The sequence below is a fragment of the Streptomyces sp. AA4 genome (assembly GCF_000158875.1).
In the GTDB taxonomy this organism is placed as follows: domain Bacteria; phylum Actinomycetota; class Actinomycetes; order Mycobacteriales; family Pseudonocardiaceae; genus Amycolatopsis.
In genome coordinates this window covers 1,372,958-1,393,234 of record NZ_GG657746.1, presented here as the reverse complement: position 1 = coordinate 1,393,234, position 20,277 = coordinate 1,372,958, and the positions used below count along the sequence as shown (strand labels likewise).

18 protein-coding genes are annotated in these 20,277 nt (G+C 67.2%); 8 read left to right on the top strand and 10 right to left on the bottom strand.

What is annotated here, in order from left to right; genetic code table 11:
- Window positions 1-178: 178 nt before the first annotated feature.
- Entirely contained in the window at window positions 179-1,018 is an 840-nt protein-coding gene (locus SSMG_RS06580) for a DegV family protein (protein WP_009073962.1), read from the top strand.
- Here SSMG_RS06580 and SSMG_RS06575 read toward each other — a convergent pair.
- Window positions 996-1,427 carry a hypothetical protein gene (locus tag SSMG_RS06575; RefSeq protein WP_009073961.1) on the bottom strand — a complete coding sequence of 144 codons (432 nt, stop codon included), beginning with the start codon at window positions 1,425-1,427 and terminating at the stop codon, window positions 996-998. The two genes, SSMG_RS06580 and SSMG_RS06575, sit on opposite strands and share 23 nt — an antisense overlap.
- A gap of 53 nt (window positions 1,428-1,480) precedes the next feature.
- Between SSMG_RS06575 and SSMG_RS06570 the strand changes: the two genes are divergently transcribed.
- Genes SSMG_RS06570 through SSMG_RS06560 form a run of 3 tightly spaced genes read left to right on the top strand, consistent with a single transcriptional unit; the run spans window position 1,481 to window position 4,289 of the window.
- Window positions 1,481-2,254: a class I SAM-dependent methyltransferase gene (locus SSMG_RS06570; protein WP_037712794.1), complete on the top strand. Its 774-nt coding sequence runs from the start codon at window positions 1,481-1,483 to the stop codon at window positions 2,252-2,254.
- Window positions 2,251-3,780, top strand: coding sequence for a glycoside hydrolase family 57 protein (locus tag SSMG_RS06565; RefSeq protein WP_009073959.1), 1,530 nt, complete (start codon window positions 2,251-2,253; stop codon window positions 3,778-3,780). Before SSMG_RS06570 ends, SSMG_RS06565 begins: the two co-directional genes overlap by 4 nt.
- Before the next feature lie 17 nt (window positions 3,781-3,797).
- The gene (locus SSMG_RS06560; protein ID WP_037716710.1) at window positions 3,798-4,289 is read left to right on the top strand and encodes a glutathione peroxidase; all 492 of its coding nucleotides are present in this window, start codon (window positions 3,798-3,800) and stop codon (window positions 4,287-4,289) included.
- 518 nt (window positions 4,290-4,807) lie between these two features.
- Here SSMG_RS06560 and SSMG_RS06555 read toward each other — a convergent pair.
- Window positions 4,808-6,622: a glycoside hydrolase family 2 protein gene (locus SSMG_RS06555; RefSeq protein ID WP_009073957.1), complete on the bottom strand. Its 1,815-nt coding sequence runs from the start codon at window positions 6,620-6,622 to the stop codon at window positions 4,808-4,810.
- Between the two features lie 520 nt (window positions 6,623-7,142).
- Between SSMG_RS06555 and SSMG_RS06550 the strand changes: the two genes are divergently transcribed.
- Window positions 7,143-8,396: a glycosyltransferase family 4 protein gene (locus SSMG_RS06550; protein ID WP_009073956.1), complete on the top strand. Its 1,254-nt coding sequence runs from the start codon at window positions 7,143-7,145 to the stop codon at window positions 8,394-8,396.
- Window positions 8,397-8,465: 69 nt separating this feature from the next.
- On the opposite strand, the gene SSMG_RS06545 is transcribed toward SSMG_RS06550, so the two are convergent.
- The 6 genes from SSMG_RS06545 to aceA all read right to left on the bottom strand — a co-directional run bounded on the left by SSMG_RS06545 (window position 8,466) and on the right by aceA (window position 14,600).
- The gene (locus SSMG_RS06545) at window positions 8,466-8,927 is read right to left on the bottom strand and encodes a MarR family winged helix-turn-helix transcriptional regulator (protein WP_009073955.1); all 462 of its coding nucleotides are present in this window, start codon (window positions 8,925-8,927) and stop codon (window positions 8,466-8,468) included.
- Window positions 8,928-9,127: 200 nt separating this feature from the next.
- Entirely contained in the window at window positions 9,128-9,913 is a 786-nt protein-coding gene (locus SSMG_RS06540) for an alpha/beta fold hydrolase (protein ID WP_234392804.1), read from the bottom strand.
- 129 nt (window positions 9,914-10,042) lie between these two features.
- Window positions 10,043-10,447: a multidrug efflux SMR transporter gene (locus SSMG_RS06535; protein ID WP_009073953.1), complete on the bottom strand. Its 405-nt coding sequence runs from the start codon at window positions 10,445-10,447 to the stop codon at window positions 10,043-10,045.
- A 34-nt stretch (window positions 10,448-10,481) separates the two neighbouring features.
- Window positions 10,482-10,799, bottom strand: coding sequence for a multidrug efflux SMR transporter (locus tag SSMG_RS06530; protein WP_009073952.1), 318 nt, complete (start codon window positions 10,797-10,799; stop codon window positions 10,482-10,484).
- An 836-nt stretch (window positions 10,800-11,635) separates the two neighbouring features.
- Window positions 11,636-13,240: a malate synthase A gene (aceB, locus tag SSMG_RS06525; protein WP_009073951.1), complete on the bottom strand. Its 1,605-nt coding sequence runs from the start codon at window positions 13,238-13,240 to the stop codon at window positions 11,636-11,638.
- A gap of 70 nt (window positions 13,241-13,310) precedes the next feature.
- Complete coding sequence (aceA, locus tag SSMG_RS06520) at window positions 13,311-14,600, bottom strand: isocitrate lyase (RefSeq protein ID WP_009073950.1); 1,290 nt, start codon at window positions 14,598-14,600, stop codon at window positions 13,311-13,313.
- Between the two features lie 229 nt (window positions 14,601-14,829).
- On the opposite strand from aceA, the gene SSMG_RS06515 reads away from it, so the two are divergent.
- Window positions 14,830-16,254 carry a short-chain fatty acyl-CoA regulator family protein gene (locus SSMG_RS06515; RefSeq protein WP_009073949.1) on the top strand — a complete coding sequence of 475 codons (1,425 nt, stop codon included), beginning with the start codon at window positions 14,830-14,832 and terminating at the stop codon, window positions 16,252-16,254.
- A gap of 61 nt (window positions 16,255-16,315) precedes the next feature.
- Window positions 16,316-17,572, top strand: a complete 1,257-nt coding sequence (ilvA, locus tag SSMG_RS06510) for a threonine ammonia-lyase IlvA (RefSeq protein WP_037712792.1) — start codon at window positions 16,316-16,318, stop codon at window positions 17,570-17,572.
- Between the two features lie 405 nt (window positions 17,573-17,977).
- Here the strand turns inward: ilvA and SSMG_RS06505 are convergent, their stop codons facing one another.
- Both SSMG_RS06505 and SSMG_RS06500 read right to left on the bottom strand, forming a co-directional pair.
- Window positions 17,978-18,322 carry a nuclear transport factor 2 family protein gene (locus tag SSMG_RS06505; protein ID WP_009073947.1) on the bottom strand — a complete coding sequence of 115 codons (345 nt, stop codon included), beginning with the start codon at window positions 18,320-18,322 and terminating at the stop codon, window positions 17,978-17,980.
- 66 nt (window positions 18,323-18,388) lie between these two features.
- Complete coding sequence (locus SSMG_RS06500; RefSeq protein ID WP_037712791.1) at window positions 18,389-19,144, bottom strand: acyltransferase; 756 nt, start codon at window positions 19,142-19,144, stop codon at window positions 18,389-18,391.
- A gap of 52 nt (window positions 19,145-19,196) precedes the next feature.
- Here SSMG_RS06500 and SSMG_RS06495 point away from each other — a divergent pair, with 52 nt between their 5' ends.
- Window positions 19,197-20,144 carry a nucleoside hydrolase gene (locus SSMG_RS06495; protein WP_009073945.1) on the top strand — a complete coding sequence of 316 codons (948 nt, stop codon included), beginning with the start codon at window positions 19,197-19,199 and terminating at the stop codon, window positions 20,142-20,144.
- Window positions 20,145-20,277: the final 133 nt, after the last annotated feature.

Here is a 20,277-nt window from a genome sequence, read left to right as displayed (position 1 = left end):
AGATTAGGGCCAATTCCGCGGCCGGACCCCTCGAGGTGACGGCATTCACCTGGATGAGCAATCTATTGGGACCATCGTCCTACTAGTTGACCGGTTAGCCCGTCCAGCGCGCCGCTCGCCCGATCGGAGCAACGGTCACTTACTCGCAGTAGGCCGTCAGGGGTTACGCTCCGGCACCATGTCCGCGCACATCGCCGTAGTCACCGACTCGACCTCGTGCCTGCCCGAGCAGCTCGCCGCTCAGTGGCGAATCAGTGTCGTCCAGGTCCAGCTGCACGTCGGCGACCAGACGGACGACGAGCACCGCTTCGACCGGAGCGAGCTCATCCAGACGATGAAATCCGGCGCGACTGTCACGACTTCGCCGCCTGACCCGGGCGCGTTCTTCTGGAGCTACCAGGACGCGGCCTCGGCCGGCGCGTCCGCGATCGTGAGCCTGCACATCTCCGGACGGCTTTCGCAGACCGTCGAGGCCGCCCGCGAAGCCGCCCAGCAGGTCCGCATTCCGGTGCACATCCTCGACAGCGGGACGGCGAGCATGAGTCTCGGCTACGCCGCGGTGTCCGCCGCCCGCGTCGCCGGGGCCGGCGGGCAGCTCGAGCGGGTCCTGGACGCCGCGGAACGGCGCGTGCGCAGCTCGACCGAGCTGATCTACGTCGACACGCTCGAATACTTGCGGCGATCGGGACGGATCGGCGCTGCCCAGTCGATGCTCGGAAGTGCGTTCGCGATCAAGCCGCTGCTCACCGTCCGCAATGGAGAAGTAAGCCCGCTCGCCCGTGTCCCCGGCACTAAACGAGCGATGAACCGGCTCGTCGAACTGGCGGTGAAGGCCGCGGGCGACCAGCCGGTGGACCTCGCGGTGACCCGGTTCGGCTCGGACGAAAGCGAGGTCGTCCAGCGGCTGCGGGAGCGTGTGCCGGGTGCGGGCGAGATCGTGGTGGGCGACGCGAGCACCGTGATCGGCGCTCACGTCGGCCCGGGTGCGCTCAGCATCACGGTGTCGCCGTCGAACTGACCTCGATTCGCCGCCCAGGGACCACGAGCACCACGAGCGGCAGCAGGACCGTCACCGCGAGCCCGCCGATGATGAGCACCTGGTCGAGCTGCGGATAGTGCGCGACGTGCCCGGCGTGGTAGATGAGGTGCGGGACGGCGAACAGCAGCGCGGCGACCGCCACCAGCCGGGCGACAGTTGTGGTGCCCATCACGGCAGCACCGACGAGCATCGCGCCGAGCGCCAGGCTGAGGCCGCCGAAATCGATGATGAAGTGCTCGTTGTAGGGCCCGTCCATGGAGACCCAGCCGTGCCGGAAACCGGGAAAGTCCTGGTAGAACCCTGTCGGGTCGAGCAGCGGCCACAGCCCCTGCACCAGGGTGTAGAGACCGAGCAGGATGAGGAGGATGCGCGTGATCGTCCGTTGCATACGGCTGGAACGAGACGGCTGCGCGAAACGTGACAGGCGCTAGGGTCGCGCAGGTGACCAACGCAGCCACCCGGGCCGAGGCACTGCACCTCACCGGCGAACGGACCGTCCCCGGCATCCCCGAGGAGAATTACTGGTTCCGCCGCCATGAAGCCGCGTACCTCGCCCTTCTCCCCCACTGCACCGACGCGACGGTGCTCGAAGCCGGCTGCGGCGAGGGCTACGGCGCCGGGCTCATCGCCCAGCACGCGCGGCGAGTGCTCGCGCTGGACTACGACGCACCGACCACCGAGCACGTCGCGCGCCGGTACCCGGACGTCTCCGTCGCGCGGGCGAACCTGGCATACCTCCCGCTCCGGGACGGCGCGGTCGACGTCGTGGCGAACTTCCAGGTGATCGAGCACCTCTGGGACCAGGACGGTTTCCTCGCCGAATGCTTCCGCGTCCTGCGCCCGGGCGGGAAACTGCTGGTCACGACCCCGAACCGGCTCACCTTCACGCCGGACAGCGACACGCCGCTCAACCCGTTCCACACGCGGGAGCTCGCGCCGTCCGAAATGGACGATCTGCTGCGCGCGGCCGGGTTCGCCGTCGCCGAGCTGAACGGCCTGCACCACGCGGAATCCCTGCGCACCGTGGAAACCCGCTACGGCGGCTCGATCATCGATGCTCAACTGGACGTCGTCATGGGTTCCCTCCCCGGACAAGCCACCTGGCCCGCCGACCTCCTCGCGGACGTCGCAGCGATCCGCGCCGACGACTTCGCCGTGCACAGCGAGAACCTCGACGCGAGCCTTGACCTGGTAACCGTGGCGGTGCGCCCGTGAACACCCGGAATCCCGCGTCCGAAGGCACGTTTTGCCTCGTCCTGCACAGCCATCTGCCGTGGCTGCCGCACCATGGCAGCTGGCCGGTCGGCGAGGAATGGCTGTACCAAGCATGGACGCATTCGTATCTGCCAGTCGTCGACCTGCTGCGCCGTTTCGCCGCTGAGGGGCGACGCGACGTCCTGACGCTAGGCATGACTCCAGTCCTCGCCGCCCAGCTCGACGATCCGTACGCCATCCGCGCCTGCCATGACTGGGTCGGCCACTGGCAGCTGCGCACGCAGCACGCATCGACGCTCTGGCGCGGCGATCCGTTGCTGCGCGACCTCGCCGCCGCAGAGCACCAGGCCGCGATGCACGCCACCGCGGAGCTGGAAACGCGCTGGCGACACGGTTTCTCGCCGATCCTTCGGTCGCTTGTGGACAGTGACACGATCGAATTGCTCGGCGGACCGCTTGCGCATCCGTTCCAGCCATTGCTGGACCAGAGGGTGCGACGATTCGCCCTCCAGGCCGGACTGGAGGACACCGCGCTGCGCATCGGCCGCGCACAAGAGGGTATTTGGGCACCTGAATGTGGTTATGCACCGGGGATGGAGCGAGATTATCACGACGCCGGCGTGCGACGCTTCCTTGTCGACGGCCCTTCACTCCATGGTGACACCTCGGCCGCGCATCCCGTCGGCGACTCGGATGTCGTCTGCTTTGGCCGTGACCTCGAAGTCACCTACCGGGTTTGGTCGCCGAAAGCAGGCTATCCAGGCCATGCGGCATACCGGGACTTCCACACGTGGGCGCACGAAGTCGGGTTGAAGGCGTCGCGCGTCACCGGGAAAACCGTTGAGCCACAGGACAAAGCTCCCTACGATCCCGCGCTCGCCACGGACGTTTTAGGTTCGCATGTCAAGGATTTCGTCGAGACAGTCGTCGCGCGGCTGAGGTCCCTCCGCGAACAACACGGGCGCGAATCACTGGTGGTTGCGGCCTACGACACGGAACTCTTCGGACACTGGTGGCACGAAGGTCCGGCCTGGCTTGAAGGAATCCTGCGCGCGTTGCCGGAGGCCGGCGTCCGGGTGACCACATTGCGCGGCGCGCTCGAAGCTGGCCATCTGGGCGAACCGGTCCAGCTGCCCGCGTCCTCATGGGGCTCCGGCAAGGACTGGCGAGTCTGGGACGGAGAACAGGTCGCGGACATGGTGCAGGACAACACCGCGCTGCAGACCCGTCTTCTGGACCTGGTCGACAAGCAGGACGGGACCACTCGCGACACCGTTGCCGATCAAGCCGTCGCTGAGGCGATGATGGCGCTGTCCAGCGACTGGGCGTTCATGGTCACCAAAGACTCCGCCGCCGATTACGCCCGCCGCCGTGCCCGGGTGCACACCGAAAGGTTCGACGCCCTCGCCGGGTTGTTGCGCAGCGGAGATCGTGCTCGCGCGCTTGCCCTGGCCGAGGAATACCGCCGGGCCGACGGCCCGTTCGGACATCTGGACGCCCGCGCCCTGCGGCGTCCTCGCGCATGACGATCGAAGGGAATTCCATGGGAATCCGCGACCTGCCCCTCAAGACCCTGTCCGGCGAAGACGCCACTCTCGACGGACCGCTGGCCGGCAAGACGCTGCTCGTGGTGAACGTGGCGTCGAAGTGCGGGTTGACGCCGCAGTACACCGGTTTGGAGCGCCTGCAGGAACGCTACGGCGACAAGGGCTTCTCGGTCGTCGGGTTCCCGTGCAACCAGTTCGCCGGCCAGGAGCCAGGTACCGCGGAGGAGATCCAGACGTTCTGCTCCACCACGTACGGAGTCTCGTTCCCGCTGTTCGAGAAGATCGACGTCAACGGCGAAGGTCGGCACCCGCTCTACGCGAGCATCACGGAAACTCCGGATGCGGAGGGCGAAGCCGGCGACGTGCAGTGGAACTTCGAGAAGTTCCTGATCAGCCCGGACGGCGAGGTGCTCGGTCGCTTCCGTCCGCGTACGGAGCCTGAAGACGAGACGATCGTTGCCGCCATCGAAGCGGCTCTGCCTGCTTGAGCTTCGATCCTGCTCTCCGGCCAGCGTTTATCGCGGCCGGAGAGCATTTGCCGTTTTTCGGCGATTGCCAGGGGACGCACTCTGCCTACCCGCGAGGCGACCTCGCTAGCTGCGGGTTCCGCCGTTGCCGTTCAGTGGCGAAAGTTCGAGCGTCCCTCGGCCTCTGCTCGCATGCGGCGTCGTCGCACCTTATCGGCAACTGGCAACCAACGAACATGAGGCACCGCGAGCCGACGTCGCCGCGCAGCACAACGTCAGCCCTGTGTCGCCAGCCCAGAATGCAGTCGCCGCTCAAGGCAAATCAGACATCACCGGTCGCCACGGCGCTGTAGCCGCTGACCCGCGACGGTGAAGCAGCTTGCCGGACCTGGACGACATCTCGTCAGCTTCAATACGCCGCCGACCAGCCTTTCGCCGATGAGCGGCGAATCTCAAGCCGGCCTGGTTCGTCCCCCAGGCCGCAGTCCCCCGTGCCGGGACTGCATATCTTGTGTTGCCGCTCAATGGCGAATCGCAGGTCAACGGCCGTCCGAAGCCTCGCCAGCCAGGTCGGCAGCGGTCTTCACCTCGGGGTGCGAACCACGCGCGATCACCGCTCGGTTGTGGCTGGCGGCGTCGGCGAAGTCGAGCTTCCGAACTCTGCGGTCGTAGGTGAGAAGGCCGTTCACTTCGTTCTCTACATCAGTGGTCTGAGTATAGATCGCACCAGACAATCCCAGGTCGGAAACCAGCCCTTCGAGGCGTTCGCTGACCTCCGCGTACCGGCGCGTGAGATGCGCGGAATCGGTCGTCATTTCATAGGCATTGGGCGGACCTGGCCAAACGTGACCGTCGAGGATCAAGCCCAGGCCGCCGTATTCGCCGTCCACCAGTGCGCGATGGTCCCCCTCGTGCGGCTCCCCCGGCCCGACGTACGTGTGATCGTCGTAGATGTCGCCAGCACCAGTGTCCGGTCGGGAGAAACAGCAGTTCACTCCGCTGTTGGCGATGACGAGCCGAGCCGGGTCGAGTTCTTTCACGAGTGCCGCGATCCGGGCCGTGTCGAATTCTCCCCAGCCTTCGTTGAACGGCACCCAGGCGATGATCGACGTGACATTGCGCAGCTGCGCGACCATTTCCCGCAGCTCGGCCTCGAACCGCTGTTGTCCTTCGGGCAGCGGGTCCGGCGCGTGCCCGGGCGGTCCGGCGAACGAGACGACCAGCGACGGCATGTCCTGCCAGACGGCCAAACCCAGCCGATCAGCCCAGTAGTACCAACGCGCGGGCTCGACCTTGACGTGCTTGCGGACCAGGTTGAACCCGAGTTCCTTCGCCTTCTCGAGGTCGAACCGGAGCGCCTCGTCTGTCGGCGCGGTGTAACCGCCGTCCGGCCAGTAGCCCTGGTCGAGTGGTCCGTGCAGGAAGGTGATCCTGCCGTTCAGAGCGATCCGTGGCCGTCCGTCGACATCCGGGACAATTTCTACCGTTCGCAGGCCGCAATAACTGGCGACTTCGTCCAGCACATCACCGTGCGCATCCAGGAGCCGGACGGTGATGTCGTACAGAAACGGATCGTCAGGCGACCACGGATGTGGTTCCGGAAGGTTTGCCCGCAGCCGCGCGCCGGCGGTGCCCCGGACGCGCGCTGCCTCGTCGCCGTTTGGCGGCGAAACGATCAACTCCACCTGGGCACCGCCAGTGACCTGCGGAAACACTGACACGCCCGTCACGTCCGAGGCGATCTCCAGAGAGGAAATGCGCTCGTTCGGCACGGGCTCGACCCACACGGTCTGCCAAATTCCCGACGTCGGGGTGTAGCAGATACCGCCAGGTTCGTTGCGCTGCTTGCCGATGGGGTACGGCTCGATGTCCGTGCGGTCCTCTGCGCGAACGGTAATTTCCTGCGGTCCTGATGCACGGAGCGCGTCCGTGATGTCCGCGGAGAACGACGTGTACCCGCCCTCATGGGTGACCACCGACTGGTTGTTGACCCGCACCTCGGCTTTCTGGTCGACTGCACCGAAATGCAGCAAGACCCGTCGCCCGCTCCAGCTTTCCGGGACCTCGAACAATCGCCGGTACCACAGCACTTCGTCGCGTCGGCCGATTCCCGAGAGCGCCGATTCCGGTGCGAACGGAACCAGGATGCGCTCGCTGTACCCGACTGGTCGCGGCTCCGCGGGCGAAGCAGGCCATCCTGCGTACTCCCAGATGCCGTTCAGGTTCAGCCATTCCGATCGGCGAAGCTGGGGGCGCGGGTATTCGGGCAGCACCGCGGCGGGGTCGACTCGATCGGTCCACGGGGTGGTCAGCGGCGGATCCGCGCGCTTCCATTCGGGCTCTGTGGGAGTCATCAACGGTCATGGTGGCAGAGAATCGCGGTCCGCGGCATAGCTCGAGGGCTGTTCGGACAGCAGGGGAAGAGATGTTGCACATCGATCTTGTCGGCTGTCCGCGGTCGATAGCTGGCCACAGGTCCTCGGTGGAACTTCCCCAGGTGAAGCAGCCGAGCTGTCGTCGGCGAGCTTTCGCCGCTCAGTGGCTAATAGCTGGTCAGCCGCTGGTAGCGGACCTTCGGCGCAGAGGGAAGTGCTGAGATGTGAGGGTCACTGATCGCGGCAGGTGGCCGTAGCAGGAAGCTCGCGATTCAGTCTGACCGGTCGTCACCGTCCGGGAAGGGGGCTGAGCTGCGGTGATGCGTCCACCGCGGGCCGGCCCACTGGCCAGGCGGAGCTGTTGCCGTTTTTTGGCGAAACGCTCTGACCAGCGGATCCTTCCGTGTACCGGCACGTTTTCCTCGGGCGGCGACGGGGCTTTCCACCGGTCGTTCGGGCGGCCGCCCCGGGGTAAGCGACTGGCGAGTAACCTCGGGCCATGCGCGTGCTGATGTTGTCCTGGGAGTACCCGCCGGTGGTCATCGGCGGCCTGGCCCGGCACGTTCACGCGCTGGCGAGGCATCTCGCGCAGCAGGGCCACGACGTAGTCGTCCTCTGCCGGCACACTGCGGGCACCGACGCGTCGACGCATCCGCGCAGCGATCGGGTCATCGAGGGGGTTCGGGTCGTTCGCGTGGCCGAGGACCCGATGCACTTGACTTTCGAGCGGGACCTCGTGGCGTGGACGCTCGCCATGGGGCACGCCATGATCCGGGCGGCGCAGGATTTGCTGCGCACGTGGCAGCCCGACGTCGTCCACGCGCACGACTGGCTGGTCACGCATCCGGCGATCGCAGTCGCCGAGGCTGCTCGGGTGCCGCTCGTCGGGACGATTCACGCGACCGAAGCGGGCCGGCACTCGGGGTGGCTGTCGCATCCGCTCAACCAGCAGGTGCATTCGGTCGAGTGGTGGCTGGCCAACCGCGCTGACGCGGTGATCACCTGTTCGCAGGCGATGCGCAAGGAGGTCGCGCATCTCTTCGAGATCGACCCGGCCGACGTCGCGGTGATCCACAACGGCATCGAAGGTCGCAGCTGGCGCGTGTCATCCGGCGAAGTCGCGAGGATGCGGGAGCAGCACAGTCCGGACGGGGCTCCCTTCCTGCTGTTCTTCGGCCGGTTGGAGTGGGAAAAGGGCGTGCAAGACCTGCTGGCGGCGTTGCCCCGGATTCGCCGCCGGTTCCCGGGGACCCGGGTGGTCGTCGCCGGAAAAGGGCGACATCACGACGAGCTTGTCGCGCAGGCTCGCAAGCTGCGGATTCGCCGCGCGGTGGACTTCGTCGGTCATCTCTCCGACCGCGACCTGCGCGCTCTCCTCGCCGCGGCCGATGCGGTCGTGCTGCCTAGCCGGTACGAGCCGTTCGGGATCGTCGCGTTGGAGGCTGCTGCGGCGAAAGCGCCGCTGGTGGCATCGACTGCGGGCGGGCTCGGCGAGGTTGTCATCGACGGGGAGACCGGGTTGGCCTTCGCGCCGGGGGACGTCGCTGGCCTCGCCTCGTCGGTGGTGACGGTCTTGAGCGACGTTCCGGCGGCGGCCCGGCGTGCACGCGCGGCGCAGGCCCGGCTTGGCGCGGACTTTGACTGGGGGCGGATCGCGGAAGCGACCGTCGAGGTCTATCGGCGGGCTCGCGTCGGCGAGCCGGTAGAATTGGGTCGGCCGAAGATCGCGACTGGCAACGCGTTCGAAGTGTAGGGCGCGTGCTGAGTTCCGACGGTCAGCGAGATTCGCCGTTCAGTGGCGAATACCTGGTCAGGGCGCTTGTCAGCGGGGATCGACGGCCGCGATGAGGTCGCGGTAGTCGGGGTCCGCCGCGACACGGTCGAACGCGCTCGCCAGGGCTGCTTCGTAGACCGGGACGGCTTTGCGCAACGCGACGCGTCCGGCGTCGGTGATTCCGGTGTAGACGCCGCGGCGGTCGTATTCGCATAGCCGTCGTTCGGTCAGGCCGGTACGCTCGAGTCGGCCGACCAAGCGGGTCGCGGAGCTCTGGTTGAGCGACGTCGCGTCCGCGAGTTCCTGCATGCGGAGTTCGCCGTCGGGGCGATCGGCGAGCGACATCAGAGCGACGAATTCCGAGAAGCCCAGGTGCAGCTGCCGTTGCAAGGCTTGTTCGACCTCGTGGTCGATGCGGCTGCGCAGGGCCATCATGCGGGGCCACATCGCGCCGAGGCTGGTGAGTTTCGCCCCTGTCTGCTTGCGGCCAGGGGAAGGGGTGGTGGTCACGCTAACGACCTCTCCGGCAAAGCCTTGTCCGGCATCGAGAAGTGATGCCGAGACCTCTTGTATAGCACATGTGCGTGCATGCAATTGGACGATCACCTGGCCTCTTGTTGTTCGGAGTTCGTCGTTGACCTGCGCGGCATTGGGCTGCCGGGAGGACGCGGTGGGCTGGATTGCGCAAGGATTTGGACGGCGGGGATCGGTCAGGCCAACGTCCGCAGGAACTGGTGCAGCAGAGGATTGACCTGCTCTGGATGCGTCAGGGCCGGGGTGTGGGCCGCGCCGCGGATTACGTGGACCTCGCTGGCGTTCGGGAGGCGTTCGCTCAGCAAGTCCATGCGGTCGCGCGGAAGGGAAACGTCTTGCTCGCCCCACATCAGCAGTGTTGGGCAGGTGATTTCGTTCAGGCGGGCTGAGACGTCGTCTCGTTCCAGCAGGCAGTGTGCGGCCGGGCCTAGTGGCAAGGTGGGTGCTGCTCGCCATCGGGCACGTAGCTCGTCGCGCAGGTCGGATTCTCCGAGCAGCCGTGTCGACAGGGGTCCGATGAGGTCGTCAATCGGGCCGTATTCGCGCAAGGCGGCGAACATGGCGCCGTAGGCTGCCTTGTCGGCTGGGTCGCACGGAGTTGCTTCGGTGTCCCACAGCACCAAACCTGCGACTCGTTCTGGTGCCAGCAATGCGATTCGTAACGCGGTGAACCCGCCTTGGGAGAGTCCGCCTGCGACGGCGCGTTCGATGCCCAGGTGGTCCAGCAGGCCTAGCGCGTCTCGGGCCTGGTCCCAATAGGTGTATGACGTGCCGGGGTCGTCGTCCGGGGTTTGCCCGTGGCCGCGGGCGTCCCAGGTGACCAGGCGCCACTCCGGCGCGAGCGCCGCTGCTTGCGACGAGAACGTTGAGTGGTCCAGGAAGTAGCCGTGTCCCAGGAGCAAGGCCGGTCCGTCTCCTCCGGTGTCGGCGAAGAAGATCGGGCGGTCGTTGACAGTCGCCATGGGCATTGGCTGGCCTCCAAGTTCGTCGCGAACAACGGTGCCGCGTCGGGGTAGCGTAATGACGGACCACGGTGCCGGTAGTCGGGATTGAGCAGGTTCGACTTCCGTGGGGCGTCGGGCTGGGTACGGTCAGTCGTCGGCTTTCGCCGGATCGGTTGAGCCGCCGGCGAGTTTGAGGCAGATGACGCCGGCGATGATCACTGCGAGGAACAGGATTCGCAGCGGTCCCAGACTTTCGCCGAAGATGATCGCGCCGAAGATCGCGGCACCGCTCGCGCCAATGCCGGTCCAGACCGCGTAGCCGACGCCGACGTCGATGGTGCGCAGGGCCAGGCTGAGCGTGAAAATCGTTGCGGCGGCCGTGATCACGGTGGCGATTGACCACGGCAAGTTGGTGAAGCCGCGGCTGCCGTCCGTGCTGACGGCGAACGCGATTTCGCAGACTCCGGCGAAGAGAAGAATGCCCCAGGCACGGCGGGTGGTTTGTGTCTTCTCCGGTGCGGTGATTGGTGCGGCTTCGGGTTGAACGGACACGGCGAAGATCCTTTCGGGAACGGGAAGTCGAGAGTCAGGCACCGGTCAGCTGGAGACCGACGATGCCGCAGATCACCAGGCCGAAGCCGATGAGCTTGCGCCAGTTGAGCTTCTCTTTGAAGATCAGCGCGCCCAGCAGCACGATGCCGACCGAGCCGAGACCGGTCCAGATCGCGTAGCCGACGCCGACGTCGAGGGTCAGCAGGGCGCGGCTCAGGAAGAAGATGCCGCCAGCCGCCATGACCAGCGTGAACACCGACGGCCACAGCTTGGTGAACCCGTCCGTGGCGTTGGCTCCGAGCGCGAAGGCGATCTCGAAGAACACAGCGATGCCGAGGTAAAGCCAATGCATGGTTTCTCCGGGTGCGAGTGAGGTCGGAAGCTGCACGGCGCCCTCGCCGGCGACGCTCCCCCAGGTAGTTACATGTGCAATATATGTATGTCGAATCAAATAAGCAAGAGGGCCGCCGCGCGGGAGGAAAGGCGCCGGGGGGCTGGTGTGGGAGCGGGCTGTGGTGGACAGCTCGGCGATCGATGCTCAAAAGGAGGTGTTGACCAGGTATTCGCCACTGGGCGGCAACGGCGGCTCGGACGGGCACGAGGTCGGATTCGGAGAGGTCGGTGCAGGTCGTTCGCATCAGCGGCTGGACCGAGCGAGCGATCGGGCTCGCGGCTGGATGGGTCCGTTTGGTGAGCGCGACGGTTGGGTTCCGCTCGTGCCTGGGCGCCGGTTGAACGGAGCGGTCGCGGCCTGCGTGGAATGGCCTCGGCGCGGGACGCGCTGATTCGGTGCGATCAGGCGTCGGGAGCGAAACGGCAGACGAACCACCTGGAGGTCCGAACGAGGGGCCTGCGGAGCCGACAAAACCTGGCCTTGTGCAGGGATTCGCCACTGAGCGGCAACGGCAACGCGGCTCGGAGCAGCGCCCGAGATTCCGCCGGGCCTTGGGTACCGGGCATAGGCCGAGCGTGCGCAGAAGCAGGCCGACGCTCAACCCAGCTCAGCGGACACCCTGCGAAAACCGGAAACCCGCGCCCTCGCCTCGGAGTGGCGAAAGAGCGCGGGTCCGGAAAGACCCGGGTCCGGTGGCGGGGAGCCTCCGCCACCGGACCCGTCCCAGCACCATCCCAAAATGTGGTGCGGGGTAACCGGTCGCCGGTGGTCAGGTCACTGGCGACCGGAGCCTGTCACCGCTCGGTCAGGTAGCGGGCGTAGGCGACAGTCGTGAGGAAGCTCGGCAGCTTCTCGCCGAGGGCGGTCTCGGTGAAGATCGCGCGGGCGTCGTCGAGGCGGGCCGACGGGCCGAGGTCCGTGCGGACCTTCGCCAGTTCGTCGTCCAGGAATTCGACGGCCAGCTCGTGGGTCAGCGCCGTGCCGTCCTCGAGCTTCGTGCCGTTGCGGATCCACTGCCACACCTGGCACCGCGCGATCTCGGCCGTCGCGGCGTCCTCCATGAGGTTGTGGATCGCGGCGGCACCGGTGCCGCGCAGCCAGGAGTCGATGTAGCGGAGGGCGACGTTGATGTTCGCCCGCACGCCCGCTTCGGTGACCTCCCCGCCGGCGCTCGCGACGTCGAGCAGGTCCGAAGCGTCGACCTGCACGTCTTCACGCAGCTTGCCGAGCTGATTCGGCCAGCCGCCGAGCACGCGGTCGAACACCTCGCGGCACACCGGGACCAGGCCGGGGTGCGCGACCCACGAGCCGTCGAAGCCGTCGCCGGCCTCGCGTTCCTTGTCCTGGCGGACCTTCTCCAGCGCGTTCTCGTTGGTGACCGGGTCCTTGCTCGGGATGAACGCCGCCATCCCGCCGATCGCGTGCGCACCGCGACGGTGGCAGGTGCTGACGAGCAGTTCGGTGTAGGCGCGCATGAAGGGGACCGTCATCGTCACCTGGGCGCGGTCCGGCAGCACGAAGTCGGCGCCGTGCGCGGAGAAGTTCTTGATGACGCTGAAGATGTAGTCCCAGCGTCCGGCGTTCAGGCCGGCTGCGTGCTCGCGCAGTTCGTAGAGGATCTCGTCCATCTCGAAGGCCGCGGTGATCGTCTCGATCAGCACGGTCGCGCGGATGGTGCCGCGCGGGATGCCGAGTTCCCTCTGCGCCAGCAGGAACACGTCGTTCCACAAGCGCGCTTCCTGGTGGCTTTCCAGCTTCGGCAGGTAGAAGTACGGGCCGCTGCCGCGCGCCAGGAGCTGCCGGGCGTTGTGGAAGAAGTACAGGCCGAAGTCCACGAGGCTCGCCGAAACCGGGCGGCCGTCGATGCGGATGTGCTTCTCGACCAGGTGCCAGCCGCGGGGGCGGGCGACGATCGTCGCGGGGTCGTCGCCGATCGTGTAGCGCTTGCCCGCCTCGGTGGTGAAGTCGATGTTGCGGCGGATGGCGTCGAACAGGTTCAGCTGGCCGTCGATGACGTTGTGCCAGGTCGGCGACGTCGCGTCCTCGAAGTCCGCCAGCCACACCTTCGCGCCGGAGTTGAGCGCGTTGACCGTCATCTTCCGGTCGGTCGGGCCGGTGATCTCGACGCGCCGGTCCTCCAGACCGGGGGCGACGGGGGCGATGTGCCAGCTCTCGTCCGCCCGGATCGACCGCGTCTCGGGCAGGAAGTCCAGCTGCTCCTCCCCCGACTGCAGCCGCTCGCGACGGCGGCGGCGCTCGTCGAGGAGTTCGCGGCGGCGTCCGGCGAAGGTGTTGTCGAGTTTGGCTACGAAGTCCAGTGCGGCCGGGGTGAGGATCTCGGCGAAGCGGCCATCGGCGGGCCCGGTGACCTCGATGCGGGTGTTCAACGTGTCAGCCATCTCGTACCTCCGCGAAGGGGGAAAGGGAAGGGGCGGGCCGGCGACCGGAATCGCCGGCCCGCGGGATGCGTCAGTGGAACTGGTCTTCTTCGGTCGAACCCTTGAGCGCGGTGGTCGAGCTCTCCGGGTTCAGCGCGGTGGACACCAGGTCGAACCAGCCGGTGCCGACCTCGCGCTGGTGCTTCGTCGCGGTGTAGCCGCGCTCCTCCGAAGCGAACTCGCGCTCCTGCAGGTCGACGTAGGCGCTCATGCCGTTGCGGGCGTAGCCGTGCGCCAGGTCGAACATCGAGTAGTTCAGCGCGTGGAAACCGCCCAGCGTGATGAACTGGAACTTGTAGCCCATGGCGCCGAGCTCGCGCTGGAACCGCGCGATGGTGTCGTCGTCAAGGTGCTTCTTCCAGTTGAACGACGGCGAGCAGTTGTAGGCCAGCATCTGGTCCGGGTACTGCGCCTTGATCGCCTCGGCGTACTTGCGGGCGACCTCGAGGTCCGGCGTGGAGGTCTCCATCCACAGCAGGTCGGCGTACTGCGCGTAGGCCAGGCCGCGGTCGATGCAGGGCTCGATGCCGTTGTTGACCTCGTAGAAGCCCTCGGAGGTGCGGCCGCCGGTGAGGTACTTGCGGTCGCGCTCGTCGACGTCGCTGGTCAGCAGGGTCGCGGCCTGCGCGTCGGTGCGGGCGACGACCAGGGTCGGCACGTTCAGCACGTCGGCGGCGAGACGGGCGGCGTTCAGGGTGCGCTCGTGCTGCTTGGTCGGGATGAGGACCTTGCCGCCGAGGTGGCCGCACTTCTTCTCGGACGCCAGCTGGTCTTCCCAGTGCACGCCCGCGGCACCAGCCGCGATCATGCCCTTCATCAGCTCGAACGCGTTCAGCGGACCGCCGAAGCCTGCTTCCGCGTCGGCGACGATCGGGGCGAACCAGTCGATGTCGCCGTTGCCCTCGGCCCAGTTGATCTGGTCCGCGCGGCCCAGCGCGTTGTTGATGCGGCGGACGACGGCCGGGACCGAGTTGGCCGGGTAGAGGCTCTGGTCCGGGTAGGTCTGGCCGGCGAGGTTGGCGTCGGCGGCGACCTGCCAGCCGGACAGGTAGATGGCCTTCAGGCCGGCGCGCACCTGCTGCACGGCCTGGTTGCCGGTGAGCGCGCCCAGCGCGTGGACGTAGTCCTCGCTGTGCAGCAGCTCCCACAGCTTCTCGGCGCCGCGGCGGGCGAGGGTGTGCTCTTCGACGACAGAACCGCGAAGCTTCACCACGTCGGCGGCGGAGTAGGTCCGCTGGACACCCGCCCAGCGGGGGTCGGTCTTCCACTGCTCGGCCAGCTCGGCCGCCGCCTGCTCGAGCTGATTGGCCTGCTCGGTCATCGGACTCTCCCGTGTTGCGAAGTTTGCGATTGCTCGCCTTGCCTGGTCACGACACTGACACGAGCGGGAAAACCTGGTCTACCGCTCCAATTTGCCAATTTCTGCGAAGATTGCCTAGCATGCTGCAAAGGTTGCGAATCAGCTGTTCGCAACCGCAGCGAAAATTCGCGGGCTTGATCGTTCACGTAATCGTTCAGGCCCGGAAACCTTCCGGCCGGACGGAGCACTCATGGACAAAACTTTCGCCGGAGCGCGGTTGCGGCATCTGCGCGAGAGCCGGTCGATGAGCCAGGCGGATCTCGCCCGTGTGCTCGAGATCTCACCCAGTTATCTCAATCAGATCGAGCACAACTCGCGCCCGCTGACCGTGCCGGTGCTGCTGCGGATCACGCAGGCGTTCGGCGTCGACACGGAGTTTTTCGCCAACAACGACACCTCGCAGCTCGTCGCCGACGTCAAGGAAGCCCTGCTCGACGAGGCCGTGGGCGTCGAAGCGACCACGAGCGAACTGAACGAGCTGGCCAGCAACCTGCCGTCCATCGCGCAGGCGCTGGTGAAGCTGCACCGCAGTTACCGCAACGCGGTCGAGAGCACGGCCGCGCTGACCACGGAAAACGGCCTCGGCCTGCACGGGAGCGCCGCCGCGCCGCTGCCGCACGAGGAGGTCCGCGACTTCTTCTACGAGCGGGAGAACTACGTCGCCGAACTGGACGAGCGGGCCGAGAAGATGGCCGCGCAGATCCCGCTGCGGCGCGGGTCGGTGCTCGGGTCGCTCAAGGAACGGCTGTGGCAGCGCTACGGCGTCGACGTGACGAACGAGGGCATCAACGAGTCCGCGGGTGAACAGCATCGGTACGAGCCGGCGACGCGGGTGTTGCGACTGGCCCCGAGCCTCCGGGTCGGGCAGCAGGCGTTCCGGATGGCGTCTCAGATCGCGTTGCTGGAATACGACGACTTGATCACCGAACTCGCCGATTCGTGGGCGTTTTCCGGACCGGCCGCGCGGACGCTCGCGCGCGTCGGCCTGGCGAACTACTTCGCGGGCGCGCTGATCCTGCCCTACGGCCCGTTCCTGGCCGCGGCCGAGGAGTTCCGGTACGACATCGAGCGGCTTTGCGACCACTTCGGCGTCGGTTTCGAAACCACTTGCCACCGGCTGTCGACTCTTCAGCGGCCAAAACAGCGCGGCGTGCCGTTCTCGTTCGTGCGGGTCGACCGCGCCGGGAACATGTCGAAACGCCAGTCGGCGGCGGGTTTCCACTTCTCGCGCGTCGGCGGGGCTTGCCCGCTGTGGAACATCTACGAGGCCTTCACCTCGCCGGGCAAGATCCTCACGCAGATCGCGGCGCTCCCGGACGGCAAGCGGTACTTCTGGGTCGCGCGGACGGTGTCGCGCAACATCGGCGGGTACGGCAGCCCGGGCAAGACGTTCACCGTCGGCCTCGGCTGCGAGCTCCGGCACGCTGGGCGGTTGATCTATTCGACCGGCCTTGACCTGGACGAACCCGCCGCCGCGACGCCGATCGGCATGGGGTGCAAGGTGTGCGACCGGCCCGCTTGTTCGCAACGCGCGTTTCCGGCGATCGGCAAACCGCTCACAGTGGACGAAAACACCAGCACGTTCGTCCCCTACCCGGCGGTGCCGAAGACGTGAACGCGGCCAGTGACATGAGTGCCCCGGACGTGTTCACCGGGTGCGAAGTACATTCACCCGAGTGCACGACATCGACACGGTGAACGCAGAACTGGTCGAGCAGGCCGCCGAACGGCTCGCGGGCGTGGTCACACGCACGCCCCTCGAGCCCAATGCGCGTCTCTCGTCCCGCGTGGACGCGCGCGTCTGGCTTAAGCGCGAAGACCAGCAGACGGTCCGCTCGTACAAGATCCGCGGCGCGTACAACTTCATCGTGCAGCTCGACGCGGAGACGCGGGCGCGCGGCGTCGTATGTGCGAGCGCGGGCAACCACGCACAAGGCGTCGCGTACGCGTGTCGCCGTTTAGGGGCGAACGGTCGCGTGTACGTGCCGGGCACGACGCCTCGGCAGAAGCGTGAACGCATCGCGGCGCTCGGTGGCGCGCACATCGAGGTCATAGTTGTCGGCGAGACTTACGAAGACGCCTTCGCCGCGGCTAAAGACGACGCCCATCGCACTGGCGCGACGCTCGTGCCGGCGTTCGACGACGTCCGCACTGTTGCCGGTCAGGGCACTGTCGCGCTCGAAGTGGTTTCGCAGCTCTGCTTCGTGCCGGACGTCCTGGTGGTACCGGTCGGCGGCGGTGGCTTGCTGGCCGGGATCGCGACCTGGGTTCGCGAGCGGCATCCGGACATCCGGGTCGTCGGCGTCGAACCGGCAGGCGCGATGTGCATGGCGGCGGCCCTCGAAGCGGGCGAACCGGTGCGGATCGACGCGGTCGATCCGTTCGTGGACGGTGCCGCGGTGCGCGAGGCCGGCCAGGTGACGTTCCCGTTGATCCGGGACAGCGGCGCGGAACTGACGTCCGTCGACGAGGGCGCGGTGTGCACGGAAATGCTGTCGATGTACCAATCGGACGGCATCATCGCCGAACCCGCGGGTGCGCTCGCGGCCGCCTCGCTCGGAACGAGCGTGCAGGTCGAGCCCGGACAGACGGTGGTGTGCATCGTGTCCGGCGGCAACAACGACGTCAGCCGGTACAGCGAAATCCTCGAACGCTCGCTAATGCACGAGGGGCTGAAGCACTACTTCCTCGTCAGCTTCCCGCAGGAACCCGGCGCGCTCCGGCGATTCCTCGACGAAATCCTCGGGCCTGAAGACGACATCACGCGGTTCGAGTACGTGAAGCGCAACAACCGGGAGATCGGCCCGGCGCTGATCGGCGTCGAAATCCCGCGGCGTGCCGACCTGCCTGGGCTGCTGGCTCGGTTGGAGAAGAGCCCGCTGCAGGTGGAGCGGGTGGAGCCGGGGAGTCCGTTGTTCCACTTCCTGCTCTGAGGTGCCGCTGAGTTCGGGCTTCTCTCGGCGCGGCGGTCTGACTCGCGCGCGCAGCCGCGGCTTGGCGAGGTTTGCTAATGGAGGCATGCGCCTGGCACGAGCTACGGGTGCCCGGCACGAAGGTGGTCTCGGCGTTCCCGGCCGAGAAGCTTTCGCCCGGTTGCTCGACTCCCACCACACTGAACAGTTCGCTCGCTTGTGACCGTGCTGATCACGCCGAGTACACCTCAGTGAAGACATCTTCATCGACTGCGTAGCGGCAAAGTCGAGGTGGGATCCGCCTCCCCCGCTGCGTCGGGTGGAGGGCGTTCAGGCAGTTCGTTCTCTGCCTTCGAGCGGCAATCGAGCTTCACAGGCCCGCATCTTCGCAGGTCAGCGAGATTCGCCAAAAAACGGCAACAGCGTTCAGTCGAGTTCCGCGCTGCCCTCGCGGTAGATCTTCGCCGACTTGATGCGGTCTCCGGACAGCCGGTAGAAGCCCGCGATGGCGAAAACGTGGTCCTCGCCGTTATGGGTGAGCCGCTCGGTCAATTGGGCGGCGACCTGGTCACCGTCCGCGAGAACGTTCTCGACCTTCAACGTCGGGAGAAGTTGTTCCATGGCACCGCTGAACAGCTCGGTGAGTTCGTCGCGTCCGCGCACGACGCTGCTGCCGGTGATCCAGACCGCGTCCTCGGTGAAGCCGTCGAGGAGAGCTTGGAGATCCCGGTTGTTGAAGGCGGCGACGTGTCGGTCGAGGGCTTCGCTCATGAGGCGAGGTTATCGACGCTGTCAGCCCATTTTCGCCACGGAACTGGACGCGCGGCCGGGTCGGAGTCAGCTGTCGCCGAGCGTCTTCTGCAGCGCCTTGTTCGCCTTGCGCGCCATGTCGGCGACAGCCTCGCGCCGGGCCGCATCCGCGGCGTAGTCGTCCTCGCGGTTTCGGACCACTCGGGCCGGTGAACCGACCGCGATCGAGTAGTCCGGGATGTCACCGCGCACCACCGCGTGCGCGCCGAGCACGCTGCCGCGCCCGACGCGAGTGCCCTTGAGGACGCTGACCTTCGTGCCGAGCCACGTGTCCGGGCCGATCCGGACCGGCGACTTGACGATGCCCTGGTCCTTGATCGGCACGTGGATGTCCGCGGTCACGTGGTCGAAGTCGCAGATGTACACCCAGTCGGCGACGAGCGTGGCGGCGCCGAGCTCGATGTCGAGGTAGCAGTTGATCACGTTCTGCCGCCCGAACACCGACTTGTCGCCGATGCGAAGGGACCCCTCGTGACAGCGGATCGCGTTGCCGTCGCCGATGTGCACCCAGCGGCCGATTTCCATCCGGCCGTATCCCGGACGGCAGTGGATCTCGACGTTCTTGCCGAGGAACAGCATGCCGCGCAGGATGATGTGCGGGTTCGCGATGCGGAACTTGAGCAGCCGGTAGTAGCGAACGAGGTACCACGGCGTGTACGCGCGATTGCGCAGGATCCAGCGCAGCGAGTCGGCCGTCAGGAACTTCGCCTGGTGCGGGTCCCGCCGGGCCCGCCGCCAGGCGCGCACGCGCGACAACGCGGGCGCACCCCACATCGACGTCATGCCGTTGACCGTAACCTGTGGGCGACGGTCGGCCACAGGCAAGGGGAGCAGGATGGGCACCAAGCTGATCATCGACACCGACCCCGGCGTCGATGACGCTTTCGCGATCGCACTGGCCGCGAGGTCGGCGGACGTCGACCTGCTGGCCGTGACGACTGTCTTCGGCAACGTACCGCTGACCACGACGACTTCGAACGCGCGCCGGCTGCTGCAACTGTGCGACCGCCCGGACGTGCCGGTCGCCGCGGGCGCCTCTCGGCCACTCCTCTACCGCGAGGCGCACCGGGCGAGCACGGTCCACGGCTTGGACGGACTCTCCGGGCACGCCGCGTCGCTGCCCGACGCCACCCGCCCGCTCGAGGATTCCGACGCGGTCAGCCTGATGGTCTCGCTGCTCGAAGCCTCGGACGAACCGGTGACCATCGCGCCGATCGGTCCGCTCACGAATATCGCCGCCCTGCTCGCGGCCCACCCTGGGGTGCGTTCGAAGATCGCGCGGATCGTCCTGATGGGCGGCGCGATCAACCTCGGCAACTCGACCGCCGTCGCTGAATTCAACATCTGGGCCGACCCGGACGCGGCACGGCGCGTGATCGCCGAGGACGACGTTCCGTGCGTGATGGTCCCCCTCGATCTCACTCACCGGTGCGCGGTGGACAGCGCGTGGCTGGCGAAACTCGCCGCGTCCGGACCGATCGGGCAGGCGCTGGACTCGTTCACTCCGGACTATCTCGCGCATTACCGCCAGGTTCTCGGCTACGAAGGCATCGTCATGCACGACGCGGTGGCCGTCGCCGAGGCGATCCGCCCGGGCATCCTCCGCACGGAGACCTACCCGGTCGACATCGACTCCGGCGTCGGCCCGACGCGCGGCATGACGATCGTCGACCGGCGGGCGGTTCCCACCAGGTCCACCGGACGGCCGATCGAGGTGGCGGTGGATACGGAGCTGGATGTGCTGCGCGAGTTCGTGCTGTCGAGACTCGCCGGGGGCCGGTGATGGACGGGGCCGGGAGATCGCCGCTGAATGGCGAATCGCAGGTCGCGTCTGGTTCGGCGGCGGGTGAGAGCGGTGTGGGGCCTGGCGGGTCGGGTTCGTTGCCGGTGAGTGGCGAATCGGTTCGCTCGCGTGG